This is a genomic window from Marinobacter sp. M1C, from assembly GCF_023314135.1.
Lineage (GTDB): Bacteria > Pseudomonadota > Gammaproteobacteria > Pseudomonadales > Oleiphilaceae > Marinobacter.
Map to the genome: position 1 here is coordinate 1,490,258 of NZ_CP092289.1, position 15,787 is coordinate 1,506,044.

General features: G+C 53.5%; 11 protein-coding genes, 1 tRNA gene and 1 CRISPR repeat array. Of the genes, 5 read left to right on the top strand and 7 right to left on the bottom strand.

All coding sequences use genetic code 11. From position 1 onward, the window contains the following. The first annotated feature begins 2 nt into the window (after positions 1–2). On the top strand, positions 3–575 hold the full coding sequence (gene cas6f / locus MIH19_RS07160; RefSeq protein ID WP_249008208.1) for a type I-F CRISPR-associated endoribonuclease Cas6/Csy4: 573 nt from the start codon (positions 3–5) through the stop codon (positions 573–575). A gap of 143 nt (positions 576–718) precedes the next feature. After that, positions 719–3,746: direct repeats of the CRISPR family, unit length 28 nt; unit sequence GTGAACCGCCGTGTAGGCGGCTTAGAAA. A 478-nt stretch (positions 3,747–4,224) separates the two neighbouring features. Continuing rightward, positions 4,225–4,401: a RhuM family protein gene (gene rhuM, locus MIH19_RS07165; protein ID WP_249008209.1), complete on the top strand. Its 177-nt coding sequence runs from the start codon at positions 4,225–4,227 to the stop codon at positions 4,399–4,401. 394 nt (positions 4,402–4,795) lie between these two features. Here rhuM and MIH19_RS07170 read toward each other — a convergent pair whose 3' ends face one another. The 3 genes from MIH19_RS07170 to MIH19_RS07180 all read right to left on the bottom strand — a co-directional run bounded on the left by MIH19_RS07170 (position 4,796) and on the right by MIH19_RS07180 (position 7,253). After that, positions 4,796–5,008 carry an AlpA family phage regulatory protein gene (locus MIH19_RS07170; protein ID WP_349292895.1) on the bottom strand — a complete coding sequence of 71 codons (213 nt, stop codon included), beginning with the start codon at positions 5,006–5,008 and terminating at the stop codon, positions 4,796–4,798. A 369-nt stretch (positions 5,009–5,377) separates the two neighbouring features. Next, positions 5,378–5,454: transfer RNA gene (locus tag MIH19_RS07175), tRNA-Pro, on the bottom strand. 155 nt (positions 5,455–5,609) lie between these two features. After that, the gene (locus tag MIH19_RS07180; protein ID WP_249008210.1) at positions 5,610–7,253 is read right to left on the bottom strand and encodes an FMN-binding glutamate synthase family protein; all 1,644 of its coding nucleotides are present in this window, start codon (positions 7,251–7,253) and stop codon (positions 5,610–5,612) included. 149 nt (positions 7,254–7,402) lie between these two features. Here MIH19_RS07180 and MIH19_RS07185 point away from each other — a divergent pair, with 149 nt between their 5' ends. Next, the gene (locus MIH19_RS07185; protein WP_249008211.1) at positions 7,403–8,995 is read left to right on the top strand and encodes a BCCT family transporter; all 1,593 of its coding nucleotides are present in this window, start codon (positions 7,403–7,405) and stop codon (positions 8,993–8,995) included. Positions 8,996–9,111: 116 nt separating this feature from the next. Here MIH19_RS07185 and MIH19_RS07190 read toward each other — a convergent pair whose 3' ends face one another. Genes MIH19_RS07190 through MIH19_RS07200 form a run of 3 tightly spaced genes read right to left on the bottom strand, consistent with a single transcriptional unit; the run spans position 9,112 to position 12,378 of the window. After that, on the bottom strand, positions 9,112–10,059 hold the full coding sequence (locus tag MIH19_RS07190) for an alpha-L-glutamate ligase-like protein (protein WP_249008212.1): 948 nt from the start codon (positions 10,057–10,059) through the stop codon (positions 9,112–9,114). 1 nt (position 10,060) lies between these two features. After that, complete coding sequence (locus MIH19_RS07195) at positions 10,061–11,578, bottom strand: inactive transglutaminase family protein (RefSeq protein ID WP_249008213.1); 1,518 nt, start codon at positions 11,576–11,578, stop codon at positions 10,061–10,063. After that, positions 11,575–12,378, bottom strand: coding sequence for a RimK/LysX family protein (locus MIH19_RS07200; RefSeq protein ID WP_249008214.1), 804 nt, complete (start codon positions 12,376–12,378; stop codon positions 11,575–11,577). Before MIH19_RS07200 ends, MIH19_RS07195 begins: the two co-directional genes overlap by 4 nt. A 280-nt stretch (positions 12,379–12,658) precedes the next feature. Here MIH19_RS07200 and MIH19_RS07205 point away from each other — a divergent pair, with 280 nt between their 5' ends. Both MIH19_RS07205 and MIH19_RS07210 read left to right on the top strand, forming a co-directional pair. Then, the gene (locus MIH19_RS07205; RefSeq protein ID WP_249008960.1) at positions 12,659–14,002 is read left to right on the top strand and encodes a DNA recombination protein RmuC; all 1,344 of its coding nucleotides are present in this window, start codon (positions 12,659–12,661) and stop codon (positions 14,000–14,002) included. Beyond that, complete coding sequence (locus MIH19_RS07210) at positions 13,983–14,867, top strand: hypothetical protein (protein ID WP_249008215.1); 885 nt, start codon at positions 13,983–13,985, stop codon at positions 14,865–14,867. The genes MIH19_RS07205 and MIH19_RS07210 overlap by 20 nt, the downstream gene beginning before the upstream one ends. 17 nt (positions 14,868–14,884) lie before the next feature. On the opposite strand, the gene MIH19_RS07215 is transcribed toward MIH19_RS07210, so the two are convergent. Beyond that, positions 14,885–15,658, bottom strand: coding sequence for an enoyl-CoA hydratase (locus tag MIH19_RS07215; protein WP_249008216.1), 774 nt, complete (start codon positions 15,656–15,658; stop codon positions 14,885–14,887). Between the last annotated feature and the right edge of the window lie 129 nt (positions 15,659–15,787).

Consider the following 15,787-nt stretch of genomic DNA (forward strand, 5'->3'; position numbering starts at 1 on the left):
TAATGACATCAGATCACTACTTAGACATTCGTTTGCTTGGTGCGGACTCAAGCGATCTGAATCTGCCCGCGATCGCGAATCGGGTGATGCACGTCCTGCATGGTGCGTTCCGTCAGGCACCGGGCCAATACGCCCTGGCCCTGCCAAGCTGCAAGCCGGACCAGCGGTGTAGTATCGGGGACAAGCTGAGGGTGTTTGGCAGTGAGAGCGCACTAGCGGAATTGCTTGATCGCACCCGAGATCATTTTGTCTTCCGCGACTACTGTCAGGTTTCGTCGATTGCCAAAACGCCGGACGACTATACTGGGCCCTGGATTCGATACCGCCGCTACCGTGTTAGCAATCGGAATGCGGAGCGCAAACCGGACGGCGACTTGCGTGAGCGCAGGATGGAGAGTGCTAGCTCACGGGGCCTGCCCTATTTTCAGGTGCGTAGCGCATCTAATGGCAAAGGATTTTCACTGTTTGTCGAAGTCGAAAGCAGTTCGGCCGAGCTTGGGGCCATCGAACCGGACGGATATGGACTGAGCACAACGTCACGGCCTTTTTCGCTTCCGGATCTTCCTTTCGGGTGACGGAGTTCCAAGAAAACCCTTTTTCTTCGAGCCTTAAACGCTTACGTCAAAACAACGACTTAGAAATCGCGCTGAAAAAAGGTTTTTAGCGGCAATTAACACTAACTATCTGAGAAAAATACATTTTTGCTATTTTGCTTCAAGTGAACCGCCGTGTAGGCGGCTTAGAAAATTATAAGGGTATCCGAATAATGGATAGTATCGTGAACCGCCGTGTAGGCGGCTTAGAAAATCAGCCGCGCTAACCTTCAGCACTTTTCCTGCCGAACCGCCGTGTAGGCGGCTTAGAAAAACAATACCGCAGCAAAAACATTGAAGGGTTCGTGAACCGCCGTGTAGGCGGCTTAGAAACGTTTCAAAGGCAATAAACTTGTCATCACAAAGTGAACCGCCGTGTAGGCGGCTTAGAAAATTACGGGCTACGGGCGAAAGTCGACAAGAACGTGAACCGCCGTGTAGGCGGCTTAGAAAAGAAATCGTGGAGTGGCGCTTGGGCAGATGATGTGAACCGCCGTGTAGGCGGCTTAGAAATGTACGCGGGCAATAATGCCGTCGTAACCGGTGTGAACCGCCGTGTAGGCGGCTTAGAAAAGATCCGAGGTGCTGAACATGGCCTTAGCGAAGTGAACCGCCGTGTAGGCGGCTTAGAAAGTCATAAACGGGCTACCCTGAAAGCGCAAAACGTGAACCGCCGTGTAGGCGGCTTAGAAAGAAGGGTCTACCAACAGATTAACGTCAGCATAGTGAACCGCCGTGTAGGCGGCTTAGAAAGCGTGGAAGCGTACCTGTTTAAGGGCCCCATGGTGAACCGCCGTGTAGGCGGCTTAGAAATGCAAGCTTCTCGGCGACGGTAAGAATAATAGGTGAACCGCCGTGTAGGCGGCTTAGAAAAGACGAAATGACGCCCGGCGTTCCTCGGCGCAGTGAACCGCCGTGTAGGCGGCTTAGAAAACGAAAAAGAGCAAACAAACCTTTGCCGGCAAGTGAACCGCCGTGTAGGCGGCTTAGAAATTGACTCCAACTCTTCAAGGGACTCTCCGTCCGTGAACCGCCGTGTAGGCGGCTTAGAAAATGCGGTGTACGGCAGGACTGTGAGCCTACCCGTGAACCGCCGTGTAGGCGGCTTAGAAAATGACGGGTGTAGCAAGCACCTAGGCGGGTTAGTGAACCGCCGTGTAGGCGGCTTAGAAATGAATGCCGAACTGGACGACACCCTGCCAGAGGTGAACCGCCGTGTAGGCGGCTTAGAAAAGATGCTGGAGGGTCAAATTTGTAGCCCAAATGTGAACCGCCGTGTAGGCGGCTTAGAAAGTCTGCGCTTCGATCTTCGCGGACTGCTCACGGTGAACCGCCGTGTAGGCGGCTTAGAAATTGGAAGATACTGCAATTCAGATTGCGCGTGAGTGAACCGCCGTGTAGGCGGCTTAGAAAACTGCTGCGCAGCTGATCGCATGAAGCTGTATGTGAACCGCCGTGTAGGCGGCTTAGAAAGGCAAGAATCGGCGTCTATCTTGATCTCTGCCGTGAACCGCCGTGTAGGCGGCTTAGAAAAGCGGATCTCACTGATGTGCCCACTGTCGATTGTGAACCGCCGTGTAGGCGGCTTAGAAAGAAAGCAATATGCAGAATCTGAACGTGCAGATGTGAACCGCCGTGTAGGCGGCTTAGAAAGCCGGGCACGGCGGCGTCATACCAGTTGTAACGTGAACCGCCGTGTAGGCGGCTTAGAAATGGCCAAATGGAGACACACCTACACCCCCAGTGTGAACCGCCGTGTAGGCGGCTTAGAAATGGATGAACTCGCCCTCTTCCCCGAGCAGAAAGTGAACCGCCGTGTAGGCGGCTTAGAAAGTTGGCGGCAGGTGGACGAACTACTATAACTGGTGAACCGCCGTGTAGGCGGCTTAGAAAACTGACATTATTCAAGCGGACGCCAACACAGAGTGAACCGCCGTGTAGGCGGCTTAGAAATGAAACTCATTCTCCTGAAGCACTGACGCATCGTGAACCGCCGTGTAGGCGGCTTAGAAAGCCCTGGCCCTCACTGCCGCGGGTGCGGGGGTGTGAACCGCCGTGTAGGCGGCTTAGAAAGCACCCTTGCGCAGAAGAACCGGCTTGTACTGGTGAACCGCCGTGTAGGCGGCTTAGAAAGCTAGAAGATGGGGCTGTTGCTTTGCAAAGAGGTGAACCGCCGTGTAGGCGGCTTAGAAATGCGCCCAGGTCGCGCAGCAGATACCAGCTTCGTGAACCGCCGTGTAGGCGGCTTAGAAATACCGAAGATAACGGCGGGCAAAGCCGGAAACGTGAACCGCCGTGTAGGCGGCTTAGAAAAAACCCGGCACCACCTATCACGAGCAAATAATGTGAACCGCCGTGTAGGCGGCTTAGAAACTCTATGAGCGCAAGCAACGGCGAGCCCATGCGTGAACCGCCGTGTAGGCGGCTTAGAAAAGAAGCTGTGTCCTCGAGGCGCCCCTCACGCTGTGAACCGCCGTGTAGGCGGCTTAGAAACTTGGGTCCGGTGATACAATCACCATCGACTCGTGAACCGCCGTGTAGGCGGCTTAGAAAAACTCTTTAAGAACGGCGCGGGTAAGAACCTGGTGAACCGCCGTGTAGGCGGCTTAGAAAACTGGTGGGCGTCAGGTCTATGGTCAGGCCAGGTGAACCGCCGTGTAGGCGGCTTAGAAAAGCCCCAACTCCTGTACAGCGCTGGCCAGATAGTGAACCGCCGTGTAGGCGGCTTAGAAAACATCGAGCGCCCCGCAATAGCCGCCAGAATCGTGAACCGCCGTGTAGGCGGCTTAGAAAATCATCAGAACCGGAAAACCGCAGGACGTGCCGTGAACCGCCGTGTAGGCGGCTTAGAAAAGATCGGCGTCCAATGGCAGGAAGCTGTAGCTGTGAACCGCCGTGTAGGCGGCTTAGAAAAGTCAATTTCGGCCCGTACAGCCTCATCCAATGTGAACCGCCGTGTAGGCGGCTTAGAAAGGAAACGCAAGCAATGCAAGTTGCAGTTAACTGTGAACCGCCGTGTAGGCGGCTTAGAAATGATTCATACGGCTGCGGAACTGGTATTGCTCGTGAACCGCCGTGTAGGCGGCTTAGAAAGGCACAAAGCGCATTATCTCCAGCGCGTGTTTGTGAACCGCCGTGTAGGCGGCTTAGAAATTAACAGTTCACATGGGCTGTAACTTGTAGCGAACCAGTGTTCAGAATTATTCCCTGCTATTTCTACGAATGAAGCTTTATTTTTACTGCGCATAATGCCCATTATGAAATGCTCTACTTTTTATGAGCGTTACTACTGCAATTCAGCGTTGTCTTATCGCACCGTTGGTAAATGACGCGGTAAAGCATGTCCTGAAAGCGGACAACGGCAGTGGCCTAGTTGCCGCCAATTGTTTCTGTGAGTTAACAGTAGAGCTTGCCCGTAGGGTCTGTTCCGTAGCTGTTTTGATCTCAGTGGTTCAGATCTGTGAAAGAGGAGCCGCCCTGTAATGCATTAATACCCACGATGCAGAGGGGTTGTCTTGACCGGTTGAAACCAATGTCTTCCTTATTTGATACCTTCACTGATAACGTCGGTTTACACCTGAAGAATGTGTAAGCAGAAGGGGAGTTTGAGGAAGGTTGAACTACCGAGGATTTGTCGGTAGTTCACCAGGAGGGCAATCGCCGGGTTCGACGCCGTATCAAGCAGTTTAATCTGGATGCCATCATTTCCGTGGGCTATCGAGTCGGCTCCGAACCCGCAACCGAATTTCGCCAGTGGGCGACGCAAGTTCTGAAAGAACATTTAGTTAATGGTCATACCCTCAGGTAAAACCTTCCGCCATTGAGTTCGGAGCAGATATTTGAGTCTTTCTCCTTTCGGGTAGGAGTTGATCGCACCTTGAACAATGTCAGAAATAATAATAGTTTTTCTGACATTAGTTGTAGGTATGTGCCATGTCTGTTAAAGAGTCCGTTCAGCACCAGATTGCAAAAGTTCCACTATGTGAACCCTTTACCAGCAGCCATTTCCTTCGGTTGGGGTCGCGCATTGTAGTTCTCCTATAAGTTAATTAGTAAGTACATTCAAAGCTCACTTATTAATTAACCTTCGGATTGATGTTGTCGTTTCGTGAGAGTTGATGAGAAGGTCATGGTAGCGCCCGCTCAAAACTGTGGACGGCAGTCCTGGCAGCTCTTGGAGCGTTTTTGGCTTTTTGAAGTGACTAAACTTCCACCAACTCATTTTGTCGCCGAACTTTCTCGTCGTGCTGTTCGAGGTCTGACCTGTGCCAGCGGCTAGATCCGGAGCTGAGTTTCAAGGGGTGAGGGAATTTACCTTCCCGAACCCAGCGCCAGATGGTGAACCGGGACACTGAGTAGTAGTTCCCCACCTCAATATCTGTGAAGTACATCTGCAGTTTGATTTTCATTTTCATCACCGTTTGGTTTGTGGGTACAGCTTAATATTACGGAGATGCAACCGGTGTTTGGGACGTGTAACTTTCTAGAAAATGCAATTAGACGAGAATGTCGTAAATAATTTATGCGGGATCGGTAAATCTGGGGAGTAAACTTTGGATAGCATGCAATAGCTGAAGAGGGCCGCGTTTTGGTCGCGACTTTAGTGCATGCTAAAGTAGCAATGACGGAAACGAAGAAAGCCTGGATGAAAACGAGATGCTTCGGCTCGATGTCACAGGCAGTGACACCAAGAAAATGGCGGTTTTGGGTTTGTGTACCCTACAAGTACCCAGCCAGAAACGAAAAAGGGCACACCCGAAGATGTGCCCTAAGTCGTTGATATATGGTCGGGACGGTAGGATTTGAACCTACGACCCCTTGCACCCCATGCAAGTGCGCTACCAAGCTGCGCTACGCCCCGATGTGCTAATTTCTGCCTGTTCAAAACGATGTTTTGGCGGCACAGGCCAGCGAGACTTAAAGAGGAATCTCAGTGGCTTAGCGGGAGCGAATATTACATGAGAAGATTCCAAAAAGAAACACCAACCGGCGAAAATGTGCGGGTTTTAGCGCGCATTAACGTAATTTGGTTTCCCGCAGTTTGGACACGAATTCGGGTGGGGCGAAGCTATCCGGATTGGATACTCCCCAGTACTTGTCGAATACGGCTAGGCCGGTGTCGCCTTTCAGCAGCGCACCAGGCTCGATAAACGGAAACAGGTCCAGATAGGAGGCGACTTCGGTTTTTGATACCCGGCGAATGATATGTTCCGGGCCTAGCTCGGAGGGGTGGCTCAGCCCGCCCGCTTGCAGCAGATTTTGCAGGGCTTCCAGGGTGTTTTTATGGAAGTTGTAAACCCGTTCGCTTTTCAGGGGTACATCGATTTTTTCGCCGCGCCTTGGATCTTGTGCCGCAACGCCACTAGGACAGCGGCCGGTGTGGCAGTTCATGGCTTGAATGCAGCCCAGCGAGAACATGTAGCCGCGCGCTGAGTTACACCAGTCGGCGCCAAGTGCCAGAGTGCGGGCGATGTTGAACGCCGAGGTGATTTTCCCAGCGGCGCCGATCGCGATGTCTTCACGCAGATTGCAACCCACCAGTGTATTATGCACCAGCAGCAGAGCTTCGGTCATCGGCATGCCCAGGCGGTTGATAAACTCAAGCGGCGCCGCGCCAGTGCCACCTTCGCCGCCATCTACCACGATAAAGTCAGGCCGCCTTCCGGTTTTCAGCATGGCTTTTACAATGGCGAACCACTCCCATGGGTGGCCCAGGGCAAGCTTAAAACCTACCGGCTTACCGCCGGACAGCTCACGCAACTGATCGATAAACTCCAACATTTCGATGGGCGTCGAAAACTCCGAATGCGCCGCAGGGGATACGCAGTCTTCACCCACCTCAACGCCGCGGGCTTCGGCAATCTCCGGCGTTACTTTAGCACCGGGCAAAATACCGCCGTGCCCTGGCTTGGCCCCTTGAGATAGTTTGAGTTCAATCATTTTTACTTGATCGAGTTGGGCGTTTTCGGCAAAGCGTTCTACACTAAAACTACCGTCTTTGTTGCGACAGCCGAAGTATCCGGAACCGATCTCCCACACCAGGTCGCCCCCTGGTTGGCGGTGATAGCGGCTGATAGAACCTTCGCCGGTGTCGTGGTAGAAGTGGCCTTTTCTGGCACCGGTGTTCAGGCTGAGGATGGCGTTCGCGGACAGCGAGCCAAAACTCATGGCTGATATGTTGAACACGCTGGTGCTGTAAGGCTTTGCGCAGCTTTTGCCCACGGTAATGCGAAAATCACTGGTGTTGAGCTGGGTAGGGGCCAGTGAATGGCTCATCCACTCAAAGCCTTCCTCATACATATTCAGCTGGGAGCCGAACGGGCGCTTGTCGAGAATGTCTTTTGCACGCTGGTACACAATGGTGCGCTGCTCGCGGGAAAACGGTCGCTCTTCGGTGTCGGACTGGATGAAGTACTGACGGATTTCCGGGCCAATGGCCTCAAAAAGGTAACGGAAATTGGCCATAATAGGGTAGTTGCGGCTAATCGTATGGCGACGCTGTAACAGGTCATAAGTGCCAAGGGCTGCAAGCAGGCCGAATGCCAGAGTAATCAGATAGGCGCCGCCAATCCACGCGCTGACAATCAGCGATATCAGAAATCCGGCGAGGCTTAGCGCATACGCGGTGTAGCGCAAAGGGAAGGTTTTAAATCTGTTCATAGGCTCCTCGTCAGAATTTTGATGTTTTGAGCTCAAAGTATTATTATTGCCGGCTTGTTATGTTTCAAGGCTATTTTTTGCACCTACGGGTCGACATCCAAACTCAGACAGCCTGAATGTAATGCTAATGACTGAAAGAGGCGCCAATTGTGGGCAAAATTGTAAAAGACGAATATCAAACAGATTACGTAGCCGGGCAGGATAATATCCGGCCGTTCGGGCTAGATCTTCATGCACCCGTGTTTCCGATAACCGCCATAATCGTGGTGTTGTTCGTTGTCGGTACGCTGATGTTTCCGGCTCTCGCCAAAGAATTGCTCGACGGTGCCAAGCTAGAGATTATCAACACATTTGACTGGTTCTTTATGCTCAGTGCAAACGTGTTTGTTGTTGTCTGTTTAGCACTGATCTTCATGCCCGTGGGCAAAATCAGGCTGGGCGGCATGGATGCCAAACCGGATTTTTCCACCCTATCCTGGTTTTCGATGCTGTTTGCGGCAGGTATGGGTATTGGCCTAATGTTCTGGGCGGTAGCAGAGCCTGTCGCCTATTACACGGGCTGGTTTGGCACGCCGTTTAATGTAGAACCTAACACGCCTGAAGCTTTGGGCCTGGCCATGGGCGGCACTATGTTCCATTGGGGTCTGCATCCTTGGGCGATCTACGCCATTGTGGCCTTGTCACTGGCGTTTTTCTCGTTCAATAAAAATATGCCGCTGACCATTCGTTCCGCCTTTTTCCCGCTGCTGCGTGACAAAGTGTGGGGCTGGCCCGGGCACATCATTGATAGTCTGGCGGTGATTGCGACTATTTTCGGGCTGGCAACGTCTTTGGGTTTTGGCGCCCAGCAGGCCGCTGCCGGTTTGAATTATCTGTTTGGTGTGGGCTCGGGTATCAATGTACAGATGGCGATTATTGTGGGTGTCACCGCATTGGCGCTGTTATCTGTGCTGCGCGGATTAGACGGCGGCGTTAAGGTGCTGAGTAATATCAACATGGCCCTTGCGGGTATCTTGCTGTTCTTTATTATCTTTGCCGGTCCGACCATGTCGATTCTGGAAACCCTCTGGATAACCACCACCAGCTACGCCACCAACGTGGTTGCCTTTAGTAATCCGTTTGGCCGCGACGATGATGTTTGGATGCAAGGCTGGACGATATTTTATTGGGCCTGGTGGATCTCTTGGTCTCCGTTCGTAGGCATGTTTATCGCGCGTGTTTCTCGCGGTCGCACTGTGCGTGAATTCATCATCGCAGTGCTGCTAATTCCCACGGTGATTACGGCTGTGTGGATGAGCGCGTTTGGTGGAGCTGCGCTGGAGCAAATCCAGCAGGGCGTAGGCTCACTGGCTGATGAAGGTTTGACCGATGTTAGCTTGGCGACTTTCCAGATGTTCGCGAATCTTCCGCTGACCGGTATTATCTCCTTTATTGGTATTGTGCTGGTGTTGGTGTTCTTTATCACGTCGTCGGATTCTGGTTCGTTGGTTATCGACAGCATCACCGCCGGTGGTAAAACTGATGCACCCACGGCTCAGCGTGTGTTCTGGGTGGTAATGGAAGGCGCAATTGCCGCGGTGTTGATATTCGGCGGTGGTGATGATGCACTAGGCGCTATTCAAGCTGTTTCGATCAGTGCCGGCCTGCCGTTTACGCTGATCCTGTTGATCATGACCTGGGGCTTGCTGAAAGGTTTGACCCTAGAACGCAAGTTGCTGATTCAGAGCGGAGAAATGACTTAATTCGCTAATATATCGGCGAATTAGATCGTAAAAAGCCGGAAAGTGTTTACACGCTTTCCGGCTTTTTTTTGGCTGCGCAGATGCGCGCTGGGCTTTTGAACGAATGCCACTGTGTTCTAGCGCTTATGGAATTCTTCCATCGCAAAGCGTGCGCGGTCACCGGGGGTGAAGTGGGGGCGTTTCAGATTTTCAATGGCACGTAAGCGCGGCAGTAGGCCGCAGCCGTTGGCCATTTGAATAGCCAGGCCCGGGCGCGCATTCAGCTCCAGCAGCAGCGGGCCTTCGTCCACATCGACCACCAGGTCTACGCCCATATAGCCTAGCCCGGTCGCCTCATAGCAACGGGAGGCCATTTCCAGCATTTCATCCCAGGCGACAATATGGATATTGCCCAAAGATAGGCCGGTGTCCGGGTGCAGAAGAATGGGGCGATTAAACTGAACCGCGTTCAGGCTTTTCCCTGTGCCAATGTCCAGCCCTACGCCCACCGCGCCCTGGTGCAGGTTGGCTTTGCCGTCAGAAGCCTTGGTGGCAAGCCGCAGCATGGCCATCACCGGGTAGCCTTTAAACACAATAATGCGGATGTCTGGTACGCCCTGAAACGAATAGCGCGCCAGATCCGGTGTGGACTGCACCAGGTTTTCGACAATGGCCACGTCAGAGGCGCCTGCCAGCGAATACAGCCCCGCCAGAATATTGGTCAGGTGCCGTTCCAGCACATCCACGCCAATACGGGCGCCGGAGGCTTTGACGAATTCGTCGCCATCGCGCCCGGTGACGACGGTGATGCCTTTGCCTCCAGACCCTTTGGCAGGCTTTATGGCAAAGCCGGCCAAATCCGCGGACATTTCACGGAAGTGGGAAATTTCGTGTTGCTGACGAACCACCTGCAAAAGCCGCGGTGTTTTCACATCGTATTCGGCCACCACCAGCTTGGTTTTCAGCTTGTTGTCGACCAGCGGGTAGGCCGAACGATCATTGTAGCGCGCAATATAGTCCACATTACGCCGGTTCATGTTGAGCATGCCCAGGCGGTTCAGCGTAAACGGTGATATCCAGCCCATATTAGTCGTACACCTTCATCGGTGTGAAACGGCGCAATTCGCTGAGTTTGTAGCCGGTGTAATTACCCATTAGCAGAATCAGGCCCAGAATAACCAAGTGCAATTCGGGGAAGTTGAAGGTCAGGTGTCCGGCCAGCGGTGCACTCATCAGCAGAAAAGCGCAAATGGCGACAAATAGACTGCCTGAGCCTTGTCTCATGACTTCCCGCGCGCCTTCTTCTTCCCACAGAATCGACATTCGCTCAATGGTCCAGGCGATAATAACCATAGGGAAGAAGGTCACCGTCATGCCGGTATTAAAGCCCATCTGATAACCTACAACGCTCAAGCCGGCGGTAATGAATATCACCAAGATTATTAACGCCGAGATCCGTGAAACCAGCAGCAGGTTCAGGCTGGAAAGGTAGCTGCGCATTAACAGGCCAATGGCGACCACCGACAAAAATGCTACCAACCCGGGTATTAAAGTGGTCTGCACAAACGCTACCGCAATCAGTACTGGCATGAAGGTGCCGGAAGTGCGAATGCCGATCAACATGCGCATGAAGGCCACCACCAGTGCACCCAAAGGCAATAGCAGCAGCATGCGGAACATGCTTTGTTCTTCAATCGGCAGTTCGTAAAAACTCAGAAAACCGAGGCCGGTCTCTTTAGATTGCATCGCTGCCAGTTGAATGGCGGGAATGGTCTGGCGCAGCATAGAGAAGCTGATCTCGGAGTTGGCGCCGCCTACCACGTCCAACAGCGACGCGGAGCCCTGGCGCCACAACAACAGGTCTTCCGGCACGCCCTGTTCAGCGGTGCGGGGGTCAAAGGTCAGCCATTCTTCGCCGGTGTGAATTTGCAGGAATGCCAGCAGCGGCTGGCGCCGGCGAGCGTCTTCCAGCTCCAGGCCATCGGCGGCGCGAGCGGGTATGCCATAGAAGTTCAGCATGTCGACCAGTAGATCGAGATAATTTCCGCCAGCAATTAGAAGGGTGGTGTTCTGGGTACCGGTATCTGGCTGCATTAGCCGGATCAGTTCGCGGGTCATGCTTTGTGGATTACTGGAGCGTTGCCTGGCCTGCTCCAGTATTTCCCGCACAGCGGTGGCTTCGGGTTCCTCCCAAAACACGGTGCGCGCCACCGGTTTTACTTTGGCGGGTAAGCTGCGAACGTCTGGGTCTGGGATCAACTGGACTTTGTAATACAGAGTTTGTGGACCGGTAACATCGCGCTTGGTCCACTCGGCGCGCCGCATGCCGGCTTGTTCCAGAATAGAAAAGCCGTAGCCAGGCGAGGCGGCTTGTTCGCTCAGGGTATGAAAGCCCGGGGGCTGATTGGGTACGTTCAGTGCAGCCGTCACGGAGCCGCCTGTGGCGTCAAAATCCACCCGCGCCTCTACCATCCACACCGGCCGTTGTTCGCCGGTCAGCCAGGGAATTCCCAGTTCAATGTGGCGCCACACCGCCAGGGAAATACCGGTAGCAATAATCAGAAAAATCGCGATGTAAAAGGGTGTGCGCGATCGGGTACTCATAAAGTCCCGCCGTTGGCCATGGTTTCGGGCAGTTCGGTTGCAAACTCTTTGCTGACATCAATCAACATCACATCGCGCAGTACGTTGCGGCCAATCAGCACCTGATGGGTAAGGTGCGAACGGTCGGTCAGGGTGAATTCGGCGACTTGCGTATGGTTGCCAATGGCAAATTGCAACTCCACCACCACCCGACGTTCGGGGTCGTCGGCGTTTGATTGGAGAATTTTTACCCGTCGCGAGATGTCTTTTTCAAGGGTTAGCAGCTCTTCGCTGCCGGGCACTGGCACATCAAAGCGTACCCAGTTGCTGCCGTCGCGTTCGAATCGAACAATATTTCGCGCGTCAATGGAAGACGTTTCGGCGCCGCTGTCGATACGGGCGTTGTAAACGGTTTTGGCTGCGGCCAGGAAGAACTTTTCAACTTCGCCCACAATGAGTTTGCCTTTGAGCTGACTGGCCACGGCCTTGGCTGTGGTAGCCGCGGGGCAAGCCTGCTGTTTCGGCACGGGGGGGCATTCTGGTGCTTTAACTTGGGCGCTTATGGCTTGCAGAATGGTTTCGGTAGATGCGGTTTGATCGTTGAGTGCTTGCTCGAAGCGTACCTTGGCGTTGTTCTCTATGGTGACCAGCGTCGCCCGCTGGTTTTGCACCGAGGTGTTCACGGTTTCCAGATTGGATTTGGGTACCATAAAGTACTGATCTGCCGAACAGCCGGCCAGGCTCGTAAGTATCACCAGCAATGGCAGCGCCAAGTGGACGTTGCCACCAAGTTTTGACCCCATGAAACCCTTTAAACCCATGAACTACCTCCGAAAAAAAATGACAAAAAAGTGCCCTAACTGACAGGTCAGCGGCACGAAATGGCTGTGTGATGGTGTTTCGGCGGAGTATACAGCAACTCACGTTAGCGATTTGTTTACAGATGATTAAGGCGACGTGTATCCCGTCAGCAACAATGGCAAATGAATAGGTTAAACTTGTCAGCGAACTGTTCCAATGATAATACCTAAGGAGTAAACGCCAGTGCTTGAAACCTTCAGCCAATGGGTTGCAGACCAGCCCGTGCTTGTACTCTCGCTGATGGTGGCGATTTTTATTCTGGTACTGATATTAGCCGGATTGCTGCAGCGTGCCGGGCAAAATAACCGCCGCCTGCTGGCCGACTACAACGACCTGAAACTGGCATTAAGAGAGCAGCAGATAATGCTGGCCCATGAGCGCCAGTCGGCGGCGGAGAAACTGGCGCTTCTGGAGCACAATCGCGATGCGCTAAAACAGGAATTCGAGAATCTGGCGAACCGTATATTCGATCAGAAAAGCGAGCGTTTCAGTCAGCAGAACCAGAGCAGTATGGATACGCTGCTAAAACCGTTTCGTGATCAACTCAATGATTTTCGACAGCGCGTCGAAACCGTACACACTACCGAAACCCGCGACCGCCAGGCTCTGCGCAGCGAAATAAAATCGTTGCAGGAGCTTAACCGCCAGATTACCGAAGAAGCCTCTAACCTAACGCGAGCGTTAAAAGGCGATAAAAAAATACAGGGTAACTGGGGCGAGTTGATTTTGGAGCGGGTGCTGGAACGGTCCGGGTTGCGCAAAGGCATTGAATACGAAACCCAGGGCAGCTACCGCGACAGCGATAACCAGCTGCTGCGGCCAGACGTGGTGGTGCACCTACCGGATAACCGCAACCTAGTGATAGATTCCAAGGTGTCGTTGGTGGCTTACCAGCAGTGGGTTATCAGCGACGAAGGCAGCGCCCGTGATGCGGCGCTGAAGCAGCATATGGACGCCGTGCGCAATCACATTCGCAGCCTGAGCGATAAAGATTACAGCCAGCTCAACGGTTTGCGTTCACCGGATTTTGTGCTGTTGTTTATGCCCATTGAACCGGCTTTCGTGGCAGCCTTTCAGCACGACGACAGTCTGTTTTCAGAAGCCTTCGAGCGTAAGATTATTGTGGTGACGCCCACCACCTTGCTGGCCACTCTGCGCACCATCGAAAATATCTGGCGTTACGAGCGCCAGAGCCAGAACGCCCGACTGATTGCGGAACGAGCGAGTGCAGTTTACGATAAATTACGGGTGTTTGTAGAAGCTATGGAACGCCTTGGCGGCCAGTTGCACACCGCTCAGGGCAGCTACGACAGTGCGATGAACACTCTGACCCGCGGCCGCGGCAACCTGATTTCACAAGCCAACCGCTTTGTGGAATTGGGAGTGCGGGTGAAAAAAGAACTGCCCAAGGCCGTCACCGACCAGGCCGAAGTCGACCCTGAAACTGACTCCGACCTTGATTCCGGTTTTGACTCAGAGCCCGCCCTTGGCCGTAATAAGAGCGTCTCCAATACGCTAGGGAACACTGAGCCGGGCGCTGGCGAATCTATTGAGGAAAACAGTTATGGCAGCAACACCGTTTAAATCTCCTGGTTACCGGGCATTAGTCGTGTGTGCCCTTTTGTACGCGGGCAGTGCTGTGGCGCTGCCTGCGGAGCACGAAATTCGCCGCTTGATGTTGGCGACCGAGCAAGCACTGGCCGCTGAAAACTGGGACGACGCCAGCGAGTACCTGGGGCGTTTGCAGCAGCTAGACGGCGAGCGCCCGGTGGACTTTTATTTCTACCGTGGCCGGGTGATGCAAAAGTCGGATCTGTTAAACGAAGCTCAAGCCTCGCTTGAGATGTATGTCACTCGCGCAGGCAAAGAGGGCCAGTATTACAAACAGTCGCTGGAGCGCATTACTGAAATAGAGAAGCTGCGCAAAGACCGCGCCTTGGCAGTGGTGACCAATAATCCTGCAGTGTCGTTGCAGCCGCTAGTAGCCACCATTGAAGCCGCTGAAGGGCAAAGCCCGGCTGATCTGAAAAAACTGTATTTGGCAGACAGCGAGGAGCAGGCGTTATTGATTCACCTGAACAGTGTTTTGCAGTTGTCAGGTTGGCGCGAAGACAAAGCCATTGTGCAGTTGGACCAACCAGCAGACATTCGCTACCAGGTTGAAAAACGCAACAGCAGCCTGCTGATTCAGCAAATTACCCGTCAGCAAGGGGCCATGCTGCGCAAAAGCCAACAGATTGACGTTTACGGCATTAGCCCGTTGGTAAAATGGGATTGCGAACCAAGCCTGGCCACTTGCTGGGTGTATGATCCAAGGGACGGCTCGCGGTTGTTTCAGTTAGGCGCTAACCAAGGCCAGGCGGAAGACATTGCTCGCACGCTGGGGCGTCTCATCCGCAACCTGCAGGCCGCCGGTAAGCAGGTGGCCGTGCCACCTGTGTCCGGTTAAGTGCTGTTTTAGCAGACTCAGCTAAAACGTGAGAAGTCTGGCTTACGCTTTTCTATAAAAGCGCGAAATGACTCGGCTGCCTCCGGCGACTTCAGGCGCTCACCGAACAGCGCGCCTTCTGCGCGCATGGTTTCTTCTAGGGCTTCGCGATTTGGCCGTTTTAGCAGCTCTTTGGTAGCGCGAATGGCCGCTGGTGGTTGTGCAACCAGTTTCTGACAAGCCTCCCAGGCTACTGCTTCGGTGTTTTCAGGTTCGCACATGCGATTGATGATGCCCAGGCGTAACGCCTCTTCCGCACTAAAACGGCCACCCAGCATCAGCAGTTCGGCAGCCCTTACGCGGCCAATCCACATGGGCAGTAAAATGCTGGAGCCACCTTCGGGACAAAGGCCAAGGCTGGCAAACGGCATTTGAAAACCGGCGTTGGTGCCTGCCATCACCATATCGCAGTGCAGCAGCATGGTAGTGCCAATGCCTATCGCCGGCCCGTTAACCGCCACAACCACCGGTTTGGTTGCATTAACCAGCACAAACAGAAAACGGCCCACCGGGGTTTCGCGGAAATCACCGGGCAAGCCTTTGGTGAAATCGTTAAGATCGTTACCGGCGGTGAAACACTCATTGCTGCCGGTAAACAGAATGCAGCGAATGTCCTTGTCGGCTTCGGCCTGATCGATTGCGTCGGCCATGCTGGTGTACATAGCGTGGGTAAGGGCGTTCTTGCGCTCTGGGCGATTCAGGCGAACGATTAAAACCTGGTTCTTTTTCTCAATCAGAATAGGGTCTGTCACGGTGTCTCCCGATACTTCTTTGTTAGTTTGCAATGTATCTTAACCGGTTTTTATCGCATTCTTCACGAATTTTGGTGTTTTGAGCAATCAACAGGCGCAGCGAATTGGCCTGCAGTCGCATCCCGCGCG